Raw genomic sequence first — 23,971 nt, 5'->3', positions numbered from 1 at the left:
AGCCCGGCCCTAAAGCCGGGCTCTATGCTTTTCACCGAGCGGATCTCAACCTAGATCCATCCCCGGGCTGCCATCGAGACCGCTTGGGTGGCAGTGACCACAAAGTGATCCAACAGTCGGACCTCTACTAGTTGCAAGGCACTCTTAAGACGAGCCGTCACGGCCCGATCAGCCGCAGAAGGTTCGCTATATCCACTGGGATGGTTGTGCGCCATCAGTACGGACACCGCATTCAAGGCCAGCGCGCGCTGGACCACGACTCGGGGATGCACTTCCGCCCCACTCGCTGAGCCTGAGAACAGCCGCTCCACCGCAATGAGCCGATGCTGGCCGTCCATGAAGGCCACCTCAAAGTGCTCTCGAGTCTCCCCGCCCAGCCTCAGCCGGAAGAATGCCTCACAGGTGGACACATCCCCTAGCGATTGGCCAGGGATACTGGCCCGCCTCTCAAGAACCCTAAGGGCACGGGTGATGACCCGATCATCCCTCACCCGAATGGCATCGTCCGAGAGAACCCTCGGTGCATTGGCCAGAGCAAGACTATGCGATCGAGCCACCATCACGCCGCCAGCTCCGTCACCACCTCCCACGCGCGCTGCTTGATCCGGGCACCCTCCCCGAACCAGGCCGCATCCCGGCGATGGTCATCGCTGCGGGCACGCCGATGATGGTCGACGTACTCGGTGATGCCATTGAGCAAGCCCCAAGCCGTTCCGCGGCTGGAGGCCAGTTGGGATCCCTTGCCACCCCCCTCCACCAGCGCGCGCACATTGGCCACCGCATGCTCGTTGACTACCGGGGCGGCATTGGGGACGGCGTAGGTCAGGATGCGGCGGAGCAGAGCGTCGGCCGAGTCCGGATCCACGGGCCGTTCGCACAGCGCCTTCATCCGGTCCACGAAGCCACCCCAAGCCGAGACCGTAATCCCTAACTGCCGCTTGACTTGCTCCGGATTGAACTGGCTTCGGTGTGGCACCTTGATGGCCCCCTCGCCACGGTTCACAGCTACCGCCAGCGTGTTGTTGCAGACCACCCGGACCGAGGTGAACTGAGCGGTGGTGGCCAGCGTCCCGTCACAGGCCGTGGCCAGCAGCAGGTAACCCTCCACCCGATCACGGCCGCGAAGGACCGTATTCTGCCCCGTCCGAGCCAAGGCCCAGAACTTGCGGCCTTCCCGCAGCACCCCGGCCGTTTCCAGCTCGAAGCCGTTGTCGGCCGTCAGTTCGCGATAGAACTCCAGGATCTCGCCGGGCTGGACGACCTGGAAGCGCTTGGACACCACGGCGAGTGGCTTCTTGTTGTCGGAACGGTACAGAACCTTGTTCTCGGGGAAGGCATTGATCGTTCCGATGTTGTGGCTGCCGGTAACGTATCGGACCTCGGACTCTTCGATCTGCCAATCCATGCCGGCTTGCTTCTTCCAGACCTCGATCGACTGCTGTCGGGCGAGTTTGTTGCCCAAGCCATGCCAAGGCCTCTGGCCTGCGTAGGCCATGCTTTCAACCATATGCATTGTCGTTTCCTTGTAAGTGAACGGCATAAACGCACAAGGCCCGGACGAGCCGGGCCTTGTGGGAGATGCCAGTAGCAGGAGGTAGTCAGGGATCGAGGAAATCGCCACAGCTGCCGCAGGTAGCAGCCGCCGTACATTTGACGATGCCGGCCATCACGGCCGTGGCCACCACCATGATGCAGTAGATCAACTCGACCTTGCTTTTCAACATTGCGAACGTTCCTGATAGGCACATCACCGCGGAGTGCCATACGCGAAGCTAGATAGCTCCAACTTCAAACAAGTAGTATGTGTTTGAAAAAATGTTGCTTGGCCTTCGCTCCCTCTTGAGCTTGGCTAGCCAGCTGCCGGACCAACTCCGAGGACGCCGCATGAGCATCGCCGCCAGAAGGTCCCATCGTGGAGACGAATACCAACTCGCCGTCGCCGTGCATTGGCTGATTCGATTACTTTCCGACTCTGGAATCGTGTCCGTCCAGGTGGACGCCGTCTCGCTTCCGGCATCACCGGAAACCGTCGATGTGGATGACATCGTCATCACCTACGACAACGACATCACCCGACATGTACAGGCCAAGAAAAACCAACCGAACCACAGTCGCTGGAAGTTGTCGGATTCGGATCTGAAGGACGAGCTGGTCAAGGCGCATAGACAACTGCAGAAGACCTCCAACGCGATCATCGAGTTCTGTTCACTCACTCCATTCGGAGATCTGGCGGCGCTTGCCGAGTGCACTCGCGATTATGTTGATCACGAAGCATTCCAAGCACAGGCAAGCTCCAAACTCAGAACAGCACTTACCAAGCTGGAACGCATCCTGAGCTGCTCCAGCGATAGCGCTTTCGACCTGGTTAGGCACATCGAGATCGGCAGCGCCCACAGTTTCGACGGTTGGGAGGCCGTCAATCTCTCGGCACTGCAGTCCCAGGTCGACGATCCCGAAACCGCCGTCGACGTGCTTACCAAGATGGCGCGCGGCAACCAGAGCGGGCTGCGATTGCCGCCCGGCCCGCTGCAACGCGACCAGATCGTACAGGCACTAAACGAGCGTGGCATCGGACTCATCCGCGACGCCGTCCCCCTGGATCCGGCCGAGCTGGCTAGCAGCTTTGCAGCGGCGTCGGCCGACCTAGCCGCCTGGAAAACGACGCTACCCAATAGCGACTGGCTGGAACGCCCCGAATTGAACGTGCTTTGCGAGCGAATCGGCAACGAGCCAGCCTCGCTGACGCTCATGCTTGGCGAGCCTGGCTGCGGCAAATCCGCGCTGCTGGCCAGGCTGGTACGGGAGCAAGTTGCGCTCGGCATTCCAGTTCTCGCGATCAAGGCGGACTACCTGTCCGAGACCGTCGTTGATACCGCCTCGTTGGGCGATTACCTGAACCTGCCCGCTGACCCGATCGATTGCGTGGTCGCGCTGGCCAAGTCCACGAAGGTGCTGGTTCTTGTCGATCAGCTGGACGCGCTCGCCGACCTTGTCGTCCAGCATTCCACCCGACTGCGCGCGCCCATAGACCTGATTCGAGGGCTCTCGGGCGTCCAGAACGTCCACATCGTGGCCTCATGCCGGGTGTTCGAGCACCGGCACGACACCCGGCTGCGGAATCTCGATGCCGAGACGATGACCCTCGATCTGCCAGCTTGGGACAACGTCGAGGCGACACTCCTGAAATCCGGCATCCAGGCCGGGAGATGGAATGCCTCGATCCGTGAAGACCTGCGATCACCCCAAACCCTGAACCTGTTCCTACAGTTGATCAGAACGACCGACGAGGCAGATCTTCTCCTCGGGTACCAGCATATGCTCGGAGAGTTGTGGAGGCAGCAGGTCCTGTCGGATACAAGCGAGCGCTCCCGCGAGGCCCTGTATGCCATCACGACGCGCATGGCAGAGCGGGAAGTACTCTGGCTGCCGGAGGCAATGTTCGATACCTTTCATTCTCAACTGCAACGACTCGCGCGGTCGGGCATCCTGCTCCGTGAGGGCGGTCGCGTCGGCTTCCGCCACCAGACGCTCTACGAGTACATCCGCGCACGCAACTTCCTCGACGCACCCGGGCACCTGACCGACACCGTGCTCGCGCGCCAGCACAGCCTGCGGGTCAGGCCGCTGTTATGGCACTCGCTTGCCTACATGCGGGCGGTCGACCGCCCGACCTACGCGCAGGAGATTGAACGGCTCTGGCACGCCGATCTTCGCTCGCACCTGAAGATGCTGCTCATCGAGTTTCTCGGCCAGTTGCAGGATCCCGACCACAACGAGACGGCGCTAGTCGCGGAGAAGTGGGACGACATCTGGTACCGGCGCCGCATCCTCGCCACGAGTCCCGGAAGTCCCGGCTGGTTCGACTGGCTGGCGAACGATCCCCTAGTGGAGATCATGCGATTGCCGGTAGAGGAAGCCCGGATCGCATTGCCTGTGCTGTCGCGTGCACTGCTGACCCGTCGGTCTCGTGTGGTGGACCTGATCAAGAATCACTGGCAACCCTTCGCAGAGAAGGACCCACTGACCTGGTTTGTGCTGGAACAGTTGTCGTCTTGGGACGCCGACTGCATCGCCCTGGGCCGGCAAATTCTCGCCAGAACGGGGATATCCGGCTGGCAGGCCAACCACATGATCAGCATCGTCAGCGAAGCGGATCCGAGCCAAGCACCGTCGTTACTCGATGCCTGGCTGCAGCAGAGAACCGCCGACGTGCAGCAACCGGAGGAGGAGGCGGCACGCATTGCCGAGGTTCTGAACGGGCAGGAACTGCATGATCTACCGGCGATCGCCGAAGCCGCACCCCGAGAGTTCATGACGGTGATCTGGCCCTGGGCGCTGAAGGCAATTCAGCTTCTGGCTCTGGACGCGCATGATTTCGTCGTTGGCTACCGAAGCGTCGATATGAGATTTCCCGATCTCGAAGAGGAAGATCGTCACCGCGAGAAGCCCTTCATCTCGGCGATCATCGTCGGGGTCCGATCGCTGGCAGAACAATGCCCTGAGGACTTCATTGCTTTTCTACAATCCAATCGGCAGGTTGATTGGATGCCTGTACAGCAACTGCTTGCACTGGGTCTCCAGCAGGTCGCTCCGCTATACCAAATCGATGCGCTCGAGTTCCTGCTTGAAGATCCCCGACGCTTGGTGATCGGCAGCTATCGCGATGTGCATGCCGACTCGAATCGCCTCATCCGTGCCGTCTCACCACATCTTGGCGAAGAACAAATCCAGCGGTTGGAACGGGCCATCCGCGAATGGAACCGGTACATCTACCTGCCCGACGATGATGCAAAGACTCGCCTTCATCGCCTCCAGTGGACGCGCCAGCATCGTTTGCGCCTTCTGCGGGCTATTCCGCGGGATCTCTTGAGCGCAGCCTGTCGCCGTCATGTTGCAGAGGAAGAGCGGGCATTCCCGGGTCTGGACGATGCCGATGTCCGCTTCTCGGGTGTCAGGGTAATCGGCAGCCCCATGGATGTTACGAGCATGCAACGCGCGCCGGACGAGGACATCCTCAGCCTGTTCGCCGAACTCACTGACCAGACGGAATGGGATCACCCAAGACATCGGATGCGTGGCGGCGTGATCCAGGCAAGTCGCGAACTGGCCGAACTCGCCAAGACTACGCCGGACAAGGCCATCCGCCTGATCCGTCAAATGGCTCCGGATAGCAACGAGATCGCAGTCGGCGCTGTGTTGCGAGTCCTTGGGGAGGGCAAGTACGAGGCCGCCACACTGCATTCGCTCGTGCTGGAACTGGATCAGATCGGGTTCAGCAGCCCAGGGTTTCGAAGCGACGCGGCCGATGCCGCTGCCGCAGTTGTGGATGCCGGTTCGCCTTTGCCACAAGATATCTTCGACCTGCTGGCGACGTGGTTGCAAGATGATCCCGACGACACTGCGCCTAACGAAGACGACGCCAACATTAAAAATCTGTCGGGCAGTGTCTTGTGGAGCCATAGTGGCTTCGCCATTGTGCCCCGCGGCAACTATCCGGTTCTCTCGGCCCTGACCCGTGCCTGCCTTTCCCAGGAGCCCCCGCTGACCGAACAGTGGCTATCCATACTGGAGGCGCATCTTCGCCGGAAGGAACACCTGAAGGTCTGGGAAATCCTGGCCTACCAGCTAAGGTGGCTGGTCTGCGCCGATCATGATCGCGCGCAACGCTTCCTTCTGAATTTGTTCCAGGTCTACCCCGGACTCAACAATCTCAAGGCCGGCGTAATACTTCTCGCACACAGCCAGTACTGGATCTCGGTGTCAGCAGCCAACACGCTGCTGGAGCGGCTGTTCGCCATGGCGACAGGCTTCTCTAACCAAGCCGCCGGCGAAATCCTCATGCTGAGGTTTAGTCTGAAGCCAGAGGAAGAATCAAACCTGCAAGAACTGCTGGAGCAGCATCTAGCAGATCAGGACGGCTTATCCGTCAATTGTCGCATTGGGCTCGCCTATGCTGCTGCCGAACTGTGGCCGGAAATGGATGCCCGTACCCGCATCCACCCGTATTTGCTGCGCCTTCTGGACCTCGGTGACGAAGAGGTGGCTAAAGCGGCGGCCAGGGTATTCGGCAGGCGACATCTGAGACCTGACGCCGCCAGTCGCGAGCTACTCGAGCACCTGCAGGCGCGCCCCAATCTGCTTCAGCAGATCGCCGACAACGATCTGGGCGAGTGTCTGGTTTCGATGTTGGAAGCTGCACCGCTGGTCGTCGCCAATGTTGTACGTTCGCTGCTGGACGGATCCGGTGATGACTTCTTCAACGACGCGTCATCGCGCTACTTCCTAGCAGAACATCTTCTGACCGTCTCTCTGCGTCTGCAGGAAATAGGGGGGTCGCATCAGGAGAACGGCGCACACATTTTTGAACGCCTGCTTGAGTTCAATATGTCCGAGGCACGCAACGTCACCTTGGACATCGACAAACGAACCACTAATGCACCTGGCGCGCCTTCACCAATGAGGCGTAGAAGGCGCGCCGCTTCTAGACGACAGTAAGGGAAGGTCGGAGAAACTTCCTCCCGCCCCTCCCTCGTCAACTTCAGCTCAAACTTTTGGCATCACCCATAGCAGACGACGCCCACTCGCTGGCCCAACTGAACCAGCGAGCGGAGAGCCGGGATCGAGCAGGCTACTGACGTACAAGCTTCAGATGATTTCCGCGCTGTTTCATCCTCAGCTTATCTAAATAGTCAGCCCACGACTGCATCATTTTCCTCCGTTCCGGAAGATGCTCAGCCCGGTTGTAAGCCGCCTTGATCGGATTGCGCTCTGCGTGTGCAAGCTGTCTTTCGATCGCATCAGAAGTCCAGCCCATTTCATGCAGCAGGGTCGACGCCATGCTTCGAAAGCCGTGCCCCGTCATGTCGTCGGTTCCGTATCCCAAGCGACGAAGCGCAGCATTGACCGTGTTTTCGCTCATCGGATCCCTCGCGCTCCGAATCGACGGAAAGACATAGCGCCCTTTGCCGGTCAATGGCTTGAGGTCTGTGAGCACTGCGATCGCCTGCCTCGATAGTGGCACGACATGAGCAACCCCCATCTTCATTTTCTCTGCAGGAATGTTCCACTGCCCCCTATCCAGATCGAACTCACTCCATTCAGCTTTACGCAACTCCCCCGGGCGGGTGAACACAAGTGGCGCCAACTTCAGAGCGCATAGCGTCGTGAATTGTCCGGTGTACCCTTCGATAGCACGCATCAGTTCACCAACTCTGGCAGGATCGGTGATTGCCGCATAGTGGCGATTCTTTGCCGTCTTCAATGCTCCGCGCAATGCACCCGTTGGATCTCGATCCAATCGTCCAGTTGCTACTGCATAGCGAAACACTTGTCCGCAGATTTGGCGAAGGCGTTGCGTAGACTCGATCTTGTCTTGCGACTCTAGCCTACGCAGGACCGCCAACACCTCAACTGTGGTGATCTCCGCAATCTGTCGCTTTCCGAGCCAGGGAAAAGCGTACGTTTCCAACATCCATTTGGCTTTCTCCCTGGTCGTAGGCGCCAGATCCTGGCGGCTATCCCACCACTCAAGCGCGATCGCCTCGAACCTCGTGTCCGCGGACAACTTGGACTTGAGCTTGGCAAGCTGCCTCTCTTCAGAGGGGTCCTTGTTGGATCTCAGCGCTAGTCGGGCAGCATCTCGCTTCTCCATGGCCTCCCGCATTGAGACCTCGGGATAAACGCCAATAGACAGCAGCTTCTCCTTGCCATCAATTCGATACTTCATGCGCCAGTAGCGCGCACCATTTGGCATCACTTGCAGATAAAGCCCAGCCCCTGCCGCCAGTTTGTAAGGTCTTTCTTTGCCCTTCGCATTCCGGACTGCCATATCAGTCAACTGCTTAGCACCCATGGGGGTACATCCTCCTTCTAGTTAGTCATCCCTTGGAAAGCACCCCCATTTGTACCCCCAACACGACCGGAAGTATCTGGACGCCCTCGGACCAAGACGCACAAAAAAGCCCGCGTTTCCGCGGGCTTATTGTGAATCCTGGACTCGGCTGGACGCCATAGAACAATGAGATGGTGCCGCTTATCCGAATCGAACGGATGACCTACCGCTTACAAGGCGGTTGCTCTACCAGCTGAGCTAAAGCGGCGTGGGCGGCAATTCTAGCGCAGCGCCGTGCATTCGAGCGGCTGCGGTGCCGCGCTGGACGCGCGCCGCGCCAACGCCGCGGGGTCCGCGCCCTCGGCCGCACCTGCATCCAGCCACCACAGGCTGGGTCCTGCCCGGCCCACGGGCTGCAATTGCGCGGTGAAGCCACCGGCCTGCAGTTCGGCGAGACGTCGCTCGGCGGCATCGCGACTGCGATAGCGGCCCAGCGCGATGCCGTTGGCCTGTTCGCCCTGGCGCACGACCAGGAAGTCGTCGAAACCCGCGGCACCGATGCGCGTCGCCGTGGCCTGCGCCTCCTCCAGCGAGGCCGCCGGCGGCATCACCACCTGGTAGCCGCTCGCGCTGGCACCCGGAGCCTCCCGCAACTGCACCCGCAGCAGGTCGGCGCCGAGCGTATCCCGGGCCTGGGTGGCCGCGGCCTCGCTGGTGAACGGTCCCAGGCTGAAACACGCGGCAAGCGCGGGCGGCACGATGGCGGGCGTGGGCGACGGGCGCGGCGGCGCGGCGGGGGCGTCCTCACCCACCAGTTGCAGGCGTGCCACGCCTGCCGGCAGTGCCGGCGGCGGTTCGGGTTCGGGCGCGGGTCGGGTGAGCCACCAGGCGGCGGCGCCCAGGTTCAGCACCACCAGCAGGACGATCAGGGCGCGGATCAGCATGGGTCGATTCTAGCTACCCGGGCTCAGTCGTCGATACCGGCACGCGCCCAGCATGCGAGGCCTTCCAGCACCAGCGCGGAGGCATGCACGGCATCCGGGAGCCTGGGCCGCAATGCATCGGCGCCACCGCCATGCAGCAACAGGGTCGGCGGCGCGCCCAACAGGACCGTCGCCTGTGCAAGGCTGCGCTCGATCAAACCCAGCGCCGCGCCCTCGCAGCCGGAGGCGAGCGCGTCGGGCGTGTCGGTAGCGAACTCGGTGTAGCCGCCGCCCTGCGCGGGCAACTGCGCGGCGGCCTGCTGGAGCGCCGCACGCATCAGCGTCGGCGACGGCGCGATGCGCCCGCCATGGTGCAGGCCCCGCGCATCCAGCAGGTCGACGGTCACCGCCGTACCCACGCCCACCACCAGCCATGCCTGCGCACCGCGGGCATGTGCTGCGAGCAGGGCCAGGAAACGATCCACGCCCAGCCGCGCCGGGTCGGCGTAGGCGATGCGCACACCGGCCAACGCCGGCTGCGTCCGGGCGATCGAGACGGTGCCGAACCGGGTGGTCAACCAATCCACCACCGCCGCCGTGCGTGCCGGCGAGGCGACGCTCGCCAGCGCGGCGCAAGCAGAACGCATCGGCGCCAGCGGCAGGGCCGCATCCAGGGCGGCGGCGATGTCGTCTTCATCGTGGGCGACCGCGACGACATCGCCTGGACGGCCATCGGCACGCAGCGGCGCCGCCTTCAGGCGGCTGTTGCCCACATCGAACACCCATTGCGTCATATCGCCCTCACGCTGACGTCCCCGGCATGCACCTGCCGGCGTTCCGCACCGATCATCACCTGCAACGCACCATCGCCGCCGATGCCGTCCGCGACGCCCTGCTCGTCGCCCTGCGGCCCGTGCACGGTGACCGCACGACCTGCGAGCACATCGAGCGCGGCATAGCGCGCCAGGAACGGCGACAGCCCGTCGGCATCGAAGCGGTCCAGCGCGGGCAGCAGCGTATCCAGCACGCTGGCGGCGATCGCATTGCGCGACGGGGTGTCGGCGCCGCCCAGCGCGACGAGATCGGTCCACGCCTGCTCGATGCGCCCGGCGGCGACATCGGGCATGCGCACGTTGAGGCCGATGCCGATTACCGCGCGCACCGGCCCGCCATGTTCGCCGCCGCCTTCGACGAGGATGCCGCCCAGCTTGCGGTCGCCGGCCAGCAGATCGTTGGGCCACTTCACGCCGACGCTCGCGTAGCCCAACCGCCGCAGTGCCTCGGCAACCGCCACGCCGACCACCAGGCTGAGACCGCCCAGGCGCGCCAATCCGCCTGAGAACTGCCGCGATACCGAGAGATACAGGTTCGCCGCGATCGGCGATGCCCAGTGCCGTCCGCGCCGGCCACGGCCACCCGTCTGCTGTTCGGCGAGCAAGACGTCGGTGCCGTGCGCGGGCGCGTTGCGGCGCAGCAGTTCGCTGTTGGTCGAATCCAGCGACCACGCGACCTCGAGCGCCGATACCGAGCCGGCGTACCGCATCTGCTCGCGGATCCGCTCGGCCTCCAGCAGTTCGACCGGCACCGCCAGCGCATAACCGCGACCCGGCTGCGCATCGATGCGCACGCCGCCTTCGCGCAGGGCTTCGATGCGCTTCCACACGGCCGCGCGCGTCTGGCCGACGGCGCGTGCGAGTGCGTCGCCGGACACCGGACCTTGCGCGAGGCGCAGCAGCAGGTCGCGTTCGCCGGTCACGTGCGACGGCGCCAGAAACGTACGCGCTCGAAACGCGACTCCGTGCCCGCGCGCAGGCGCTGCACGTTGGCGCGATGGGTGAACAGCACCAGCAGCGCCGCAGCCGCCGCGAAGAGCTGCGTCGCGCCATCCGCACGCAGCCAGAGGGCCAGCGGCAGCAGGCAGGCCGTCGCGATGATCGAGGCCAGCCCCACATAACCGGTGGCGACGAGCACGCACACCCAGACCAGGAACAACGGCAACAACGCGACCGGCCAAAGAATGGCGACGCCGCCCAGCAGCGTGCCGACGCCCTTGCCGCCACGGAACCCATGCCACAGCGGCCACACGTGGCCCAGCGCGGCCGCGAACACGGCCAGCCATGCGACTGCGCGCACGGGCAACGCGCCATCCACCGGCGCGAACCGCAACGCAAGCCACGCCGCCAGCGCACCTTTGCCGATATCGATCAGCACCACGCCCAGCGCGAACTTCGCACCCTGGGTGCGGAAGGCATTGGTGCCGCCGGCGTTGCCGCTGCCCTGGGTGCGGATGTCCACGCCGCGCAGCCGACCGAGGGTCAGGCTGCCGGACACCGAGCCGAGCAGGTAGGCGGAGACCAGCAAAAGAAGGGAGACGAGCATGGGCCCATTATGGGCCACGGCCGAGCCGGCTCAGTCGGCAGGCGCCGGTTGCACCGCGACGATCAGGGCGCCCTGCCCGGCGTGCGCGCCGATGGCCGCGCCGGTGTCCACCAGGCGGTCCTCGGAGATATCCAGGCGCGTGCGCAGCGCCGCCAGCAGGCGGTCGGCCTCCGGCCGCGCATCGCAGTGGCCCACGATCAGGCGCCAGCGCTGATCGCGTGGAAGCGCGCGCGCGACGCGACGTGCGAACGCTTCGGGTGCCTGCGCGCGCGTGAGCAACAGCCCCGCCACGGCCATGCGGCCATCCACGCTCATCTTCGCCATCGGCGTCAATGCGGAAAGGCGGGCGATCGGTGCGGCCCAGCGTGGAATGCGTCCGCCACGCACCGCGTGCGAGATATCCGGCGCGATCGCCCACATCCGCGTGAGCGGGCGGAGGCGCTCCAGCTCCGCCAGCACGTCGTTCTCGCCCTGCCCCTGCGCGGCGAGCTCCGCTGCGCGCCAGACCAGCAACGCCTGCCCGCACGCGGCGTTGATGGTGTCGAACACGCGCACGCGCGCCCCGGGGTCGCGCGCCGCGGCATGCTCACCCGATTGCAGCGTGCCGGACAGCGCACGCGACAGGCCGACGTAAAGCACGCGGGCGTGGTGCGCCAGCGAGAGTTCGAACTGCCGGCGGAAATCGCCCGGCGGCGGCTGGCTGGTACGCGGCAATTGCTGCGAAGCCGCCATGCGCCGATAGAACTCGGCCGTGGACAGCCCCACCTTGTCCAGGTAATCGCGCCCATCCAGGTCCACGCGCGCCGGCACCACGCCGATGGCGTAACGCTCGCCGATGTCCTCCGGCAGGTCGGCCGCGCTGTCGGTGACGATCACCAGCGATTGCGTCAATGCCGCCACCGCTTGCTGGCGGACCATGTCGTCCGCCTTCATGCCTTCGACCTGGCCCTGCGCCGCGCAGGCGTCGAACAGCGCCTGCGGCGACCCGGTATGCGCATGCACGCGCAGCCGCGACGCGCCGCCGGCGATCACGATGGAATCCGCGCCCGCCGCTTCCAGCGCGGTGCGCAGGCGCTCCCGGTCCAGTCCTTCGCCCAGCAGCAGGCATTCGGTGCACCAGCGGCGCGCCGGATCGATGTCGTGGTCGTGGCCGAGTGGATCGGCGGCATCGTTCGCCGCCGCCGGCGCGTTGCCGCGCATGCGCACCGCGCGCGGTCCACCCTCGACGAACTCGGCGATGCCTTCCAGCAGGTCGACGAAGCCCTGCGCGCCGGCATCCACCACACCGGCGCGTTGCAACAGCGCCATCTGCCGCGGCGTGTCGGCCAACGCACGACGCGCGCGGTCCAGTGCACGGGCGAAGCCGCTGCGCGTGTCGGCCGGCGTCTCGCCATCGCCCGCCGCGGCATCCAGTTCGTCGGCAAACGCGGTGATGACGCTGAGGATGGTGCCTTCCACCGGCTGCGCCAGCGCCTGGCGCGCGCTCTGCGCACCTTGGCGTACGGCGGCAGCGAGGGACCGGGCGTCCAGTTCCGGCAGGTTCCGCACGCGCTCGGCGACGCCGTACAGGAACTGCGCCAGGATCGCGCCCGAGTTGCCGCGCGCACCGTCGATGGCGTCGTTGCCCACCCGGCTCAGCAGGTCGCCGGCATGCTGGCTGGGCCGGGACAGCGCCCCGTGCAGCACGCTGCCCAGGGTGGATGCGAGATTGTTGCCGGTATCGCCGTCGGCCACCGGGAACACGTTGATCCGGTTCAGCCCGTCGCGAGCGGCGATGACGCGCCGGGCCCCGGCGATCAGCGCCAGGCGCAGGGCGGGAGCGGTCAGCGGGCGGTCCGGCGGGGTGGGCATGGAGCGCCAGTCTGCCGCAACCGGCGTCGGCGACCTGCTGCGGCGCAGCAGCCGGTCGACAGGTTCCCTCGTTCCGTCGCCGTGTATCGGCGTTTCGTCGCACGGCACCCCGCATCCGTGCCGGGGAGGGGCCTTTCCGGCTATAGTCGGCGACGTCATCTGGCCGCCGTAACCGACCGACAGGAGTCTACCGATGCTTCGCGCCAGCCTTGCCCTGCTGCTCCTTGGCGCCTCGGCGGCCGTGTTCGCCCAGAACGGGCGCGCGATCGCCAATGGCAACGCCACGGCCTGCCAGGATGTCGCCGACCGCGCGGTCGCCGATCGTCCCGGCGATGCCGTGCCGACGGCAACGGATGCTCGCCGCGCGCGCGCCACCGCCGTGCGCAGCAAGTACGCCGCACCTGCGGCAGTGACCCCGCCCGCCTCGCGCGGCGGTGGCGACGACGACGATACCCCCTTGCCGCGCAGCCGCGGCTCCAAGTGGCACAGCTTCCTGCCGGGCATGTTCCGCTGACGCACCCGTGATTGGACTGCTGCGCCGCTTGCGGCGCCCCGCCCCCTTCATCGAAGACGCCCTATGGCACGCCGTCCGCGCGGATACCGCCTGGACCGCTGCGCTGGATGACGCGCGCGCGGATCGCCTGCGCACCCTGGCGGCGCGCTTCCTGCACGAAAAGACCATCACCCCGCTGGCCGGCCTGACGCTGGACGACCCGCAGCGCGTGCAACTCGCCGCGCTGTGCAGCCTGCCGCTGCTGGAGTTCGGCGAAACCGGCCTGCGTGGCTGGTCGCAATTGATCGTCTATCCGGATGCCTTCCGCGTGCAGCGCACGCACACCGATGCCGCCGGCGTACTGCACGAATGGGAAGACGACCTGTCCGGCGAAGCCTGGGACCAGGGGCCGCTGATCCTTTCCTGGGCCGATGTGCAGGCCGACCTGGCCGAACCGGATGCGGGCTTCTGCGTGGCCGTGCACGAGATGGCGCACAAGCTGGACGTGCTGGACGGCGAACTGGACGGGACGCCGCCCCTGCCCCGCGACTGGCATGCGCGCTGGGCACGCGACTTCCAGCGCGCGTACGACGACTTCTGCATGCAGGTGGACCTGGGGCGCGAGACCGCGCTGGATCCCTATGCGGCGGAAGCGCCGGAAGAGTTCTTCGCCGTCACGACCGAATACCACTTCTCGGCACCGGACGTGCTGGCGGGGTCGCTGCCAACGGTGGCCGAGCACCTCCGCCGTTTCTACGGTCCGTCGCCGTTCGCGGAACGGTAGCGCTACAGGCCCGGCGGCAACCGCACTTCGAAGCGCGCGCCACCCAGTTCTTCCGAGCGCGACACCTGCAGTTCGCCGCGATAGTCGCGGATCAGGTCCTGCACGATCGACAGACCGATGCCGTGGCCCTGTACGCGCTCGTCGCCGCGCACGCCACGCTGCAGCACCTTGGCGACATCGTCCTCGGCGATGCCGGGACCGTCGTCGTCGACGGCGAGGAAAAGCCCCGGCCGGCGCTGCGGCGCCGTGGCACCCACCTTCACCGTGAGCAGGACGCGCGAGCGCGCCCACTTGAAGGCGTTCTCCAGCAGGTTGCCCATCAGCTCCTGCAGGTCGCCCGTCTCGCCGTGGAAGCGCGCGCGCGGGTCGATCTCGAACTCGCAGATCACGCCCTTGCCGGCATAGACCTTCTCCAGCCCGCGCACGATCTCTTCGGCGTGCGGCTCGAGCGGCACCGGCGCCGAGAACAGCTTGTGGCCGCTCGATGCCGCGCGCGCCAGCTGGTACGACACCAGGTTGTTCATGCGCTTGAGCTGCACGTCCAACTCGTCGCGCAGCGCGGCGGGGTCGGCGTTGTTGTCCATCTGCGTGCGCAGCACGGCGATCGGCGTCTTCAGGCTGTGCGCCAGGTCGGCCAGCGTATTGCGCTGGCGCTCCAGGTTCTCGCGCTCGCTTTCGATGAAGGCGTTGATGCTGTCGGTGAGCGGTTCCAGTTCGCGCGGATGGCTCTCGGTCATGCCGGAAGCCTCGCCGCGCTGCACGCGGCTGAGTTCGAAGATCACGCGCCGCAACGGGCGCAGGCTCCAGCGCAATACCAGCATCTGCAGCAGCAGCAGGATCACGCCCGCGCCACCCAGGTAGACCCACAGCGACCCGCGGAACACGCGGATCTGCGCACTCAGCGCCTGCGCGTCCTCGAGGATGTAGATGCTGTAGGGGATTTCGCCGTGCTGGTGGGTGGCCGGCCACGCGTAGCCCACGCCGTAACGGTAGGCCTCGCTTTCGGTACCGTCGGCACGGCGGATCGGCAACGGTCCTTCGAACGACTCGTCCAGCGCGCCGAGCAATTGGGGGGTTGGAAGCTCGGGGCCCAGCGTGGAGTTGGAACCCCACGGCGGCGTGCCCTGCAATACCACCTGCGCGTACATGCCGCTGTCGGGCATGTCGAAGCGCGGGTCGGGCGTGTTGTAGGGCGGGATCAGCGTGCCGTTGCGGCCGAACTCCACCTTGTCGGTGTAGTACAGCGCGTAACTCTTCAAACGCTGGCGCAGGTTGTCCTGGGCCGTATCGACGAACGCACGGTCCAGCGCCCAACCGGCCAGCGCGAGGAACGCGACCAGCGCGAGACTGGCCGCCAGCAGCTGGCGCGCGCGCAGCGAGCGCGGGCGCCAGCCGTCGAACCGGTCACGGCCGACGGGCGCGGGCGGCGTACCGCCGGAAGGTGGCGCGGGCATTCAAGTACAGACGATGCCGGCGCGGCGCATCAGGCCTCGCCGGTGCGCGGGATGGCGAAGCGGTAGCCGCGACCGCGCACGGTCTCGATCGGCTTCAGTTCGCCTTCCGGGTCCAGCTTCTTGCGCAGGCGGCCGATGAAGACTTCGAGCACGTTGGAGTCGCGGTCGAAATCCTGCTGGTAGATGTGCTCGGTCAGGTCGGCCTTCGAGACCAGCTCGCCCGCATGCATCATCAGGTACTCGAGCACCTTGTACTCGTAGCTGGTCAGGTCGACGTTGCTGCCGTTGACGCTCACCGTCTGCGCGGCCAGGTCCAGCGCGACCGGACCGCATTCCAGGGTCGGCTTGCTCCAGCCGGCGGCGCGGCGCAGCAGCGCGTTGACGCGCGCCAGCAGTTCCTCGACATGGAACGGCTTCACCAGGTAGTCGTCGGCGCCCTGCTTCAGGCCCTCGACCTTGTCCTGCCAGCTGCTGCGCGCGGTCAGGATCAGCACGGGGAATTTCTTGCCCTCGTCGCGCAGCGCCTTGATCAGCTCCATGCCCGACATCTTCGGCAGGCCCAGGTCGATGATGCCCACGTCGAACGGCACTTCGCGCCCCATGTACAGGCCTTCCTCGCCGTCCTGGGCCGCGTCCACCGCGAAGCCTTCGCGCTTCAGGCGCGCGGCCAGGGTTTCACGCAGGGGGGCTTCGTCTTCGACCAGCAGGATACGCATGGACTCTCCTTGGGAATGCGGCGCGGCATGCAACCGCGCGGGACGTGCTCGTGTTGAGCCGTGATTCTACGTAAGACTACGGGCGCGGGGGGTTATCGCCGCGTGCAGGCTGGCCACTCTCGCGCGGCCGCGGCGGCGCATCGGCACCGCGACGCGAGGGAGCCGCGTCATCCATCGTGCGCACGCGGCCACGGTCGTCGACGTACTTCACCCGGTTGATCTCCCGACCGTCGTACTGCATGCGCTCCACGCTCAGCACCTGCCCACCGGTCTCGTTGCGCACACGGCGCACGGAGTCGGACATCGAGCTGCGATGGCCGCGATCCTCGGCCCGCTGGGCGCCGCGCTCACGCGACGGCGGCGCGTTGCCACGACCCTGATCGTCCTGCGCCAGCACCACGGAGGTGCCCGCCAGGGCGATGAGCCCGGCCATGGCAAAGGCGGCAAGAGTGGATGAACGAAATCGCATAACGGAATCGTAACGGATACGGGGCCGCGAAACTGAACAGAACCCGAAACCGCCTCTATGGAATGGAGGCAAAGTCTTGGCCCGCGGCAGTGAATCCGTTCTGAATTTATCCACAGCGCTAGGGGCCCCATTCAGCCAGCTGAATGATCAGAAAATCTCGGCCACACAACACCTTAGCGATCCGCCCCCGGCCTCGATGGCGTCCAGCGGCACGCTGCGGATGGCAAAGCCCGCCACCTCTTCCAGCTGACGGCGAGAGGCGGGCGCCAGACCTTCATATGCCCGCCGACTCATCCAGACCGACCTGTCGGTCAGCGCGATCGCATTGCCGGCGAAGGCCGCCTGCTCGGCCGGCGACAGCGCCACCACTTGCGGGCCATACAGCGCGTGCAGGGCGGCGGAGAGGTCGCCCTGCAGCGCATGCGGGCAGACCAGGGCCGCCCGCCCGGCCAGCACCGCGAGCAGCACATTGGTGTGGTACTCGCCTGCCGCCAGGTCGAACATCAGGGTGGCGCGCAACCCGAAGGCCGCATGCATCTGTGCCGCACCCGCTTCGTCGCAGCGCTCGGACAGCCCGCAGAAGCCGATGCCCCGCGCGCGATCGATGACCAGCGCGCCCGTCAGCTCGCCGGGACTGGGCTGGGCAGACAGGTCGGTCTCGGCATAGCCCATCGCCCGGAAGTAGCCACGGATATCCGTCCGCTCCGCTTCCCGTTGGCGCACGGGATGCCGCATGCGCCCCACGATCAGCCGCGGCTGACCATCGACCCGTGCGGTGGCGAACACGTTGTTCGGGAACACAGCGTCGGGCGTCGCCTCATCGCCCGGGAAGCAGACCACCGGCACTTCCTGCGACAGCGCGCGATGCAGCGCATGGTGCTCGCGCAGGGCCGCCTCGGCATCGAACGCGCCGGCATCGGCCATGTAGCGGTTGTCCTGCGCGGACTGGTCCGCGCGCACGAAACCATCCGGGGATACCAGGAACGCCGCGCGCGCCGTCGCCGGCCCGGCGTCCGGCTTCAACGTGCGGGCAAAGGCGATAAAGGCGCCGATGTCGCGCGTGATCATCGCTCAGGCCGCCGGCCGCAGTTCGCGCACGGTTGCCGCCAGCGCCTGCTCCACCAGCGACCAGTCCGCGCCGGGCTTGTGCACACCTTCGCTGAGGATCTGCCGGAACGCGCGCCCACCCTGCTGCGCATGGAACAGGCCCAGCACATGGCGGGTCAGGTGCTTCAGCGCCACGCCCTTCGCCAGCTGCGTTTCGACGTACGGACGCCACGCGCGCAGCAGGTCCGCGCGCGGCGCGATGTCGCCACCGAACAACGCCGCCTGCATTTCATGCAGCACATAGGGCTCGTGGTACGCGGCGCGACCGATCATCACGCCATCGCTGTGCTGCAGGTGCTCGTGCACCTGCGCCGTCGTGGTGATGCCGCCGTTGATCGCCACCGTCAGCGCCGGCCGCTCGCGCTTGAGCCGGTACGCCCAGTCGTAACGCAGCGGCGGGATCTCGCGGTTCTCCTTCGGCGAAAGGCCCTGCAGCCAGGCCTTGCGCGCGTGCACGAAGAACGTGTCGCAACCGGTCTCCGCCACCGTATCGATGAAGGCGAGGAAGAGGTCGTAGTCCTCCTGCTCGTCCACGCCGAGACGGCACTTCACCGTCACCGGAATGCGCACGGCCTCGATCATCGCCGCCACGCACTCGGACACCAGCGCGGGCTCCTTCATCAGGCAGGCACCGAAGCGCCCCGCCTGCACGCGGTCGGACGGGCAGCCGACGTTGAGGTTCACCTCGTCGTAGCCCCATTCCTGCGCGATCCGCGCGGCCTGCGCCAGATGCGCCGGCTCGCTGCCGCCCAGCTGCACCGCCACGGGATGCTCACCGGCATCGAATCCCAGCAGACGGTCGCGGTCGCCATGGATCACCGCCTGCGCGTGCACCATCTCGGTGTACAGACGCGCGTTCGGCGCCAGCAGCCGGTGGAACACGCGGCAATGCGTGTCCGTCCAGTCCATCATCGGGGCGACCGACAGGCGCAGGGCTTCATGGGGAATGGGGGGGGACGTCATGCCGTCATTGTACCTTGGGGCCCTGCGAGACTCGCCCGTGCGCACAAGGCTCGCATCCTCTCAGGCCGGGCAACGCGCTTTCAGTCCCATATGCGCCACCACTGTCGCTTTGCAGCCTTGTTTTCGACATTCGGTCGAAGGGAATGCACGGGATCACCTATCGAGCTGTTTGTCGCAGCCACGATCGCTCGGTTGATCACGATGTATAGCTCTTCGGACAAACGCTCATAGGTCTCTTGGTCATGTCCATCGAAGCCGAGATCGTTCCACGAACCCATTCCGCCGAATACCCATGACGACTGCGCAGCCGACAGCAGTTGGATGGCTGTGACTGGCAAGAGCGATGCGTTCAACAGCTCCTTGTGGAAACCGTTCGCCGGCGACTCGCTTTCCAGGTCATCCAATCCCTTAGTGAAGCAGTTCGCGAATCCCGACAGATCCTGCTTCACCGCAAACGCTCTGATTTCAACAAGAACGCTGCGGAAACGCTCCCGGATGACGCGAAGATCGACCTGCTCAGCAGCTTCTATCGGACGGCTCCTGGCGATTCTGCCGTAGGTTACCCGCCAGATCCTGCGATCTGTGCGTTGCTGATCGCCCACCATCCAGCGCGCTTCCCAATAATCCGAAGTGCCGGGCTTATTGGCCCGGATCAACCAACGTCCTCCACCGCCGACGAAGCCGACAAGCATCCTGTCGGTCACCCCATTTCCGCCGACGTTCGGATCGTTGGAGGGACCATACGTCAATCGCAGAGAGGCAAAGCCCCGGTCTTTCAGGTACTGAAACCATGTGGACGGCTCATCCGCAACCGGTCTTTCTGACCAGCCCGTCGGCGTTTTTGTCAGATCCACGAAACGCACGAACTCGCAGAACGACATCGTGCTATGGGTTTGCTCCAACCCGCCGGAGGCGATCCCTCGAAGTGCGGCATTCCCTTCAAGAGTAAGAGCAATGATCTGGGCAATAGTCCCTTGCATTCATATCCAGTCGTTGGAGTTTTTAGTGTCCTAGCTTACGGCGATGAACCGCAACCCCACCCCCGGCTCCGTCGCGATATACCTTGGCGCCGTCGCGTCATCACCCAGCTTTTGTCGCAATTTGCCGACGAGAATGCGCAGGTAATGCGTGTCGTCCTGGTGGGTGGGGCCCCAGAGTTCGCGCAGCAGTTGGGGCTGCGTGACCACGCGGCCGGCGTACTGGAGCAGCAGCGCGAGCAGGGCGAATTCCTTGCGGCTCAGCACCACCGGTTCGCCGTCCAGCGTCACTTCGCGGCGGCCGAGGTCCACGTGCAGGTGGCCATCGTCGAACACCGGCATCGCCGCGTCGGCCGGGGCGATGCGGGCGCGCAGCAGGCCGCGGATGCGCGCCATCAGTTCCTGTATGCCGAACGGCTTGGTGACGTAGTCGTTGGCGCCGCCATCCAGTGCGGCGACCTTCTCTGCCTCACCGTCGCGCACGGTCAGCATGATGACCGGCACCTGCGACCACTGGCGCAGCTCGCGCAGCACGCCGTGGCCGTCGAGATCGGGCAGGCCGATGTCCAGCACGACGAGGTCGGCGCCATGCGCGGCCAGTTCGGCCAGCCCGGCACGGCCGCTGTCGGCCAGCGCCACCACATAGCCTTGCGCGCGCAGGCTGATGTCGAGGAAGCGGCGGATCTGCGGCTCGTCATCGATCACCAGGATGCGGGCCGGTGGTGCGGACGCGGGCGGTGGCGCGGTGTAGGTCAAGCCGGTTCCTGGGGCGTGGGCGACAGCAGCGGCAGGGTAATCCGGATCACCGTGCCGCGGCCATCGGGCCCCGGCAGCGCCTGCACGCTGCCGCCGTGCGCGCCCACCATGCCCTGGCAGATCGCCAGACCCAGGCCGGTGCCATGGCGGCCGCGGTCGCCGCGCTCCACGCTGTAGAACATGTCGAAGATGCGCGCGCGCTCGTCTTCCGGAATGCCCGGCCCGCGATCGCGCACGTCGATGCGCAACCCACCGTCGACCAGCTTCGCGTCGATCTGCACGGGTTCGTCCGGCGGCGAGAACTTCGCGGCGTTCTCCAGCACGTTGAACACCGCCTGCTCGATCAGCGCCGGGTGCACCCATACCGGCGGCACGTCCGTGGCGACCGCGGTCTGCACGCGCACGCCGGGCTGGTAGCGCTGCAAGCGCGTGACCGCCGAGCCCAGCAGTTCGTCCACGCCGATCCAGTCGCGATTGAGGGTCAGTCCGCGATGGCCGAGGCGGGTCATGTCGAGCAGGTTCTGGATGTAGCGGTCCAGTCGCTCGCCTTCCTGCTGGATGGTGTCGAGCAGGCTGCGCCGGTCCTCTTCACCCATCTGCTGTCCGTAGCTCGCCAGACTGCTGGCCGAACCGATCATCGAGGCCAGCGGCGAACGCAGGTCGTGCGACACCGACGACAGCAGCGCCGAGCGCAGGCGCTCGGTCTCGCCACTGACGCGCGCGTCTTCCAGTTCGGCGACCAGTCGCGTGCGCACTACCGCCTGCGCGATGTCTTCGGCCATCGCCTCGGCCAGACGACGCTGCTCCGGCAACAGGCGCGCCGCATCGTCGAAGCGCAGGCCGAGCACCCCCAGGGTGTCGCGGTCGCCGCGCAACGGCAGGAACCAGTGCGCCGCACCCGCCAGCGTGTCGGTGTGGCGACCCGTGGGCTGCCCGTGCTGCTGCGCCCAGTCCGCCGCCGCGCGGTCGATCTCGGACAGCACCGCGTGCGCCGGCGCTTCCTGTCCTTGCACGCGCAGCCATGCCTCGGCCGACAACGCGCGCGACAGCGCCTTGCGGCCCGCGGCCAGCACCTGCCCCAGGTCGGCGGCCCCCGCCAGGTCGCGGCCCAGCGCCTGCAGCGCGGTCGCCTGTGCATTGGCCGCGCGCAGCGCCACCACCTGCATCCGCAGGCGCGACGCGAGCCGGCCGGCGACCAGCGCCGCCACCAGGAACAACACCACCGTCATCACGCCCTGGCGCGCGCCGATGTTGAGGGTGAAGCGCGGTTCGATGAAGAAGAAGTTGTAGGCCAGGAAGCTCAGCAGTGCGGCGACGACCGCGGCCGTCATGCGCGTGCGCGCCGCCACCAGCACCACCGCGACGATGAACACCATCGACAGGTCGTCCAACCCCACCCAGCGCTCGGCCAGCGCGGCGACACCGACCGCCAGGACGGAGGCGACGGCAGCGAAGACCAGGTCGTGCCGGCCCAGCAGGTCCGACAGGCGCGTGCCGCCGCGGCGCGCGCGGGCACGGGCTTCCGGCGTGCTGATGATGACCAGTTCGTAATGCGCGCCGCGCTGCAGGAGCTGCTGGGTCAGCGTGCGGTTGAACATGCGCGCCACCGGCCGCTCGCGCGTGCGCCCCAGCACCAGCGTGGACGCGCCGCTCTGGGTGGCGTGGTCGAGCAGCGCGTCGGCGATGCGCGCACCGCGCAGCACGTCGGTCTCCGCGCCGAGGCGGCGCGCCAGCGCGAATGCCTGGTCGATCTCGCGCTGGCGCGCGTCGTCCACCGCGTCGGCAACCTGCACCGTCACCACGCTCCATGGCGCGTCGCGGCGCTCGGCGATGCGGCGCGCGGCGCGCACCAGGTACTCGGACTGGCCCAGCCCATCGATCGCGACCAGCACCCGCCGACGCAGCGGCAGGCCCGGCAGCCCACGCGCGGCCTGGTCTTCGCGCAGGTCGGCGTCCACGCGGTCGGCGGCGGTCTGCATGGCCAGCTCGCGCAGCGCGATCAGGTTCGACGGCGAGAAGAACGCCTGCAGCGCCTGCGCCGCCTGCTCGGGCAGGTAGACCTTGCCCTGGTGCAGTCGCTCGATCAGCTCGCGCGGTGGCAGGTCGACCAGCACGATGTCGCGCAGCCGGTCGAACACAGCATCCGGCACGGTCTCGCTGACACGCACGCCGGTGATCCGGTGGACCACGTCGTTGAGGCTTTCCAGGTGCTGGATGTTGACGGTGGTGTGCACGTCGATGCCGGCATCGAGCAGTTCGATCACGTCCTGCCAGCGTCGTTCGTGGCGGCTGCCGGGTGCGTTGCGGTGGGCCAGTTCGTCCACCAGCGCGATCTGCGGACGGCGCGCCAGCAGCGCATCCAGGTCCATCTCCTCCAGCCAGCGACCCTGGTAGGCCACGCGCCTGCGCGGCAGGATCTCCAGCCCCTCGGTGAGCGCGGCGGTCTCGGCGCGTCCGTGCGTCTCGACGATCCCCACCACCACGTCCTGGCCCTGCCGGCGCAGCTCACGCGCCCGCGACAGCAGCGTGTACGTCTTGCCCACGCCCGGCGCCGCGCCGAGGAACACGGTCAACCGCCCACCCCGCTCACGCTGCAAGTGGTCGATCAGGGCGTCGGCCTGGCGGTGGCGGGGATCGGTCATGAGCCTATTGTGCGCGTGGAACGGCTCAACGCGCCTGCGCATCGAGCGCCAGATTCAGTTCCAGCACGTTGATCCTCGGTGCACCCAGGACGCCGAACTGCGGGGCCTCGGTATGCGAAGCGACAAGGCGCTCGATCGTGGCCGCATCGACACCGCGCGCGCGGGCGACGCGGGCGATCTGGATGCGCACGGCGGCCGGCGACAGATGCGGATCGATGCCGCCGCCGGACTGGGTGACCAGGTCGCCGGGGACGTCGGACGGCGCCACGCGCTCGCGTGCGGCGACGGTGGCGCGCGCCTCGTCGATGCGGGCGCGCAGGTCGGGGTTCGTGCGCGCCTGATTGCTGCCGGCGAGCGCCATCGTGTCGTAGTTCGCGGCCGATGGGCGCGACTGGAAGTAGCGATCGCCGGTGAATGGCTGCGCAACCAGCGAGGAACCGATCACGCGGCCCTCGCGTTCGATCAGGCTGCCGGTGGCCTGGTCTGGGAACAGCGTGCGGCCCAGGCCGGTGCCGGTGAGCGAGTACAGCAGGCCGAAGCCGAGCAGCGAGACGGCGGCCAGCATCAGCGATGGACGGAGCGCGCCCGGTGTGGCGGCGGAAGCGGAAGCGGTAATCATGGCAATT

General features: G+C 66.5%; 20 protein-coding genes, 1 tRNA gene and 1 pseudogene. 3 read left to right on the top strand and 19 right to left on the bottom strand.

Annotated elements, in window-relative coordinates; all coding sequences use genetic code 11:
• Nucleotides 1-50 precede the first annotated feature (50 nt).
• From ASD72_RS07745 to ASD72_RS21640, 3 genes are all read right to left on the bottom strand, one after another.
• Complete coding sequence (locus ASD72_RS07745) at nucleotides 51-560, bottom strand: JAB domain-containing protein (protein ID WP_056879348.1); 510 nt, start codon at nucleotides 558-560, stop codon at nucleotides 51-53.
• Nucleotides 560-1,513: a DUF932 domain-containing protein gene (locus ASD72_RS07740; protein WP_056879347.1), complete on the bottom strand. Its 954-nt coding sequence runs from the start codon at nucleotides 1,511-1,513 to the stop codon at nucleotides 560-562. Before ASD72_RS07740 ends, ASD72_RS07745 begins: the two co-directional genes overlap by 1 nt.
• An 85-nt stretch (nucleotides 1,514-1,598) precedes the next feature.
• A complete protein-coding gene (locus ASD72_RS21640; RefSeq protein WP_255357640.1) occupies nucleotides 1,599-1,724 on the bottom strand; it encodes a hypothetical protein in 126 nt (41 codons plus the stop codon).
• Between the two features lie 160 nt (nucleotides 1,725-1,884).
• Between ASD72_RS21640 and ASD72_RS07735 the strand changes: the two genes are divergently transcribed.
• Nucleotides 1,885-6,495, top strand: coding sequence for an ATP-binding protein (locus ASD72_RS07735; RefSeq protein ID WP_155944527.1), 4,611 nt, complete (start codon nucleotides 1,885-1,887; stop codon nucleotides 6,493-6,495).
• Between the two features lie 133 nt (nucleotides 6,496-6,628).
• Here ASD72_RS07735 and ASD72_RS07730 read toward each other — a convergent pair whose 3' ends face one another.
• The 7 genes from ASD72_RS07730 to ASD72_RS07700 form a co-directional block, all read right to left on the bottom strand.
• The gene (locus ASD72_RS07730) at nucleotides 6,629-7,852 is read right to left on the bottom strand and encodes an integrase arm-type DNA-binding domain-containing protein (protein ID WP_056879345.1); all 1,224 of its coding nucleotides are present in this window, start codon (nucleotides 7,850-7,852) and stop codon (nucleotides 6,629-6,631) included.
• Between the two features lie 171 nt (nucleotides 7,853-8,023).
• Nucleotides 8,024-8,099, bottom strand: a tRNA-Thr gene (locus tag ASD72_RS07725).
• A gap of 13 nt (nucleotides 8,100-8,112) precedes the next feature.
• On the bottom strand, nucleotides 8,113-8,775 hold the full coding sequence (locus ASD72_RS07720; protein ID WP_056879344.1) for an SPOR domain-containing protein: 663 nt from the start codon (nucleotides 8,773-8,775) through the stop codon (nucleotides 8,113-8,115).
• 23 nt (nucleotides 8,776-8,798) lie between these two features.
• Nucleotides 8,799-9,548: a type III pantothenate kinase gene (locus ASD72_RS07715; protein WP_056879343.1), complete on the bottom strand. Its 750-nt coding sequence runs from the start codon at nucleotides 9,546-9,548 to the stop codon at nucleotides 8,799-8,801.
• Complete coding sequence (gene birA / locus ASD72_RS07710; RefSeq protein ID WP_155944526.1) at nucleotides 9,545-10,510, bottom strand: bifunctional biotin--[acetyl-CoA-carboxylase] ligase/biotin operon repressor BirA; 966 nt, start codon at nucleotides 10,508-10,510, stop codon at nucleotides 9,545-9,547. The genes ASD72_RS07715 and birA overlap by 4 nt, the downstream gene beginning before the upstream one ends.
• Entirely contained in the window at nucleotides 10,507-11,133 is a 627-nt protein-coding gene (gene plsY, locus ASD72_RS07705) for a glycerol-3-phosphate 1-O-acyltransferase PlsY (RefSeq protein WP_081420211.1), read from the bottom strand. The genes birA and plsY overlap by 4 nt, the downstream gene beginning before the upstream one ends.
• A gap of 30 nt (nucleotides 11,134-11,163) precedes the next feature.
• Nucleotides 11,164-12,984 (bottom strand): DegV family protein, encoded by a 1,821-nt coding sequence (locus ASD72_RS07700; protein WP_056879341.1) that lies wholly within the window; start codon nucleotides 12,982-12,984, stop codon nucleotides 11,164-11,166.
• Nucleotides 12,985-13,177: 193 nt separating this feature from the next.
• Between ASD72_RS07700 and ASD72_RS21195 the strand changes: the two genes are divergently transcribed.
• Together ASD72_RS21195 and ASD72_RS07690 are read left to right on the top strand one after the other, a co-directional pair.
• Nucleotides 13,178-13,498 carry a hypothetical protein gene (locus tag ASD72_RS21195; protein WP_056879340.1) on the top strand — a complete coding sequence of 107 codons (321 nt, stop codon included), beginning with the start codon at nucleotides 13,178-13,180 and terminating at the stop codon, nucleotides 13,496-13,498.
• Nucleotides 13,465-14,261, top strand: a pseudogene (locus tag ASD72_RS07690) (M90 family metallopeptidase). The gene ASD72_RS21195 and the pseudogene ASD72_RS07690 overlap by 34 nt, the downstream one beginning before the upstream one ends.
• A gap of 2 nt (nucleotides 14,262-14,263) precedes the next feature.
• Here ASD72_RS07690 and ASD72_RS07685 read toward each other — a convergent pair.
• From ASD72_RS07685 to kdpC, 9 genes are all read right to left on the bottom strand, one after another.
• On the bottom strand, nucleotides 14,264-15,715 hold the full coding sequence (locus tag ASD72_RS07685) for a sensor histidine kinase (protein ID WP_081420209.1): 1,452 nt from the start codon (nucleotides 15,713-15,715) through the stop codon (nucleotides 14,264-14,266).
• A 29-nt stretch (nucleotides 15,716-15,744) separates the two neighbouring features.
• Nucleotides 15,745-16,431 carry a response regulator transcription factor gene (locus ASD72_RS07680; RefSeq protein WP_056879339.1) on the bottom strand — a complete coding sequence of 229 codons (687 nt, stop codon included), beginning with the start codon at nucleotides 16,429-16,431 and terminating at the stop codon, nucleotides 15,745-15,747.
• 76 nt (nucleotides 16,432-16,507) lie between these two features.
• Nucleotides 16,508-16,864: a hypothetical protein gene (locus tag ASD72_RS21480; protein WP_235577968.1), complete on the bottom strand. Its 357-nt coding sequence runs from the start codon at nucleotides 16,862-16,864 to the stop codon at nucleotides 16,508-16,510.
• A gap of 183 nt (nucleotides 16,865-17,047) precedes the next feature.
• On the bottom strand, nucleotides 17,048-17,968 hold the full coding sequence (locus ASD72_RS07670) for an arginine deiminase-related protein (protein ID WP_056879338.1): 921 nt from the start codon (nucleotides 17,966-17,968) through the stop codon (nucleotides 17,048-17,050).
• Nucleotides 17,969-17,971: 3 nt separating this feature from the next.
• Nucleotides 17,972-18,970, bottom strand: coding sequence for a tRNA dihydrouridine(20/20a) synthase DusA (gene dusA / locus ASD72_RS07665; protein ID WP_056879337.1), 999 nt, complete (start codon nucleotides 18,968-18,970; stop codon nucleotides 17,972-17,974).
• 80 nt (nucleotides 18,971-19,050) lie between these two features.
• A complete protein-coding gene (locus ASD72_RS07660) occupies nucleotides 19,051-19,950 on the bottom strand; it encodes a hypothetical protein (RefSeq protein ID WP_155944524.1) in 900 nt (299 codons plus the stop codon).
• Between the two features lie 30 nt (nucleotides 19,951-19,980).
• Nucleotides 19,981-20,703 carry a response regulator transcription factor gene (locus ASD72_RS07655; RefSeq protein ID WP_056879335.1) on the bottom strand — a complete coding sequence of 241 codons (723 nt, stop codon included), beginning with the start codon at nucleotides 20,701-20,703 and terminating at the stop codon, nucleotides 19,981-19,983.
• Entirely contained in the window at nucleotides 20,700-23,345 is a 2,646-nt protein-coding gene (locus ASD72_RS07650; RefSeq protein WP_056879334.1) for a sensor histidine kinase KdpD, read from the bottom strand. Before ASD72_RS07650 ends, ASD72_RS07655 begins: the two co-directional genes overlap by 4 nt.
• 25 nt (nucleotides 23,346-23,370) lie before the next feature.
• Nucleotides 23,371-23,964: a potassium-transporting ATPase subunit KdpC gene (gene kdpC / locus ASD72_RS07645; protein WP_056879333.1), complete on the bottom strand. Its 594-nt coding sequence runs from the start codon at nucleotides 23,962-23,964 to the stop codon at nucleotides 23,371-23,373.
• Between the last annotated feature and the right edge of the window lie 7 nt (nucleotides 23,965-23,971).

The organism is Pseudoxanthomonas sp. Root630 (assembly GCF_001427585.1).
GTDB lineage: Bacteria > Pseudomonadota > Gammaproteobacteria > Xanthomonadales > Xanthomonadaceae > Pseudoxanthomonas_A.
This window is presented reverse-complemented; position numbering and strand designations above follow the sequence as displayed.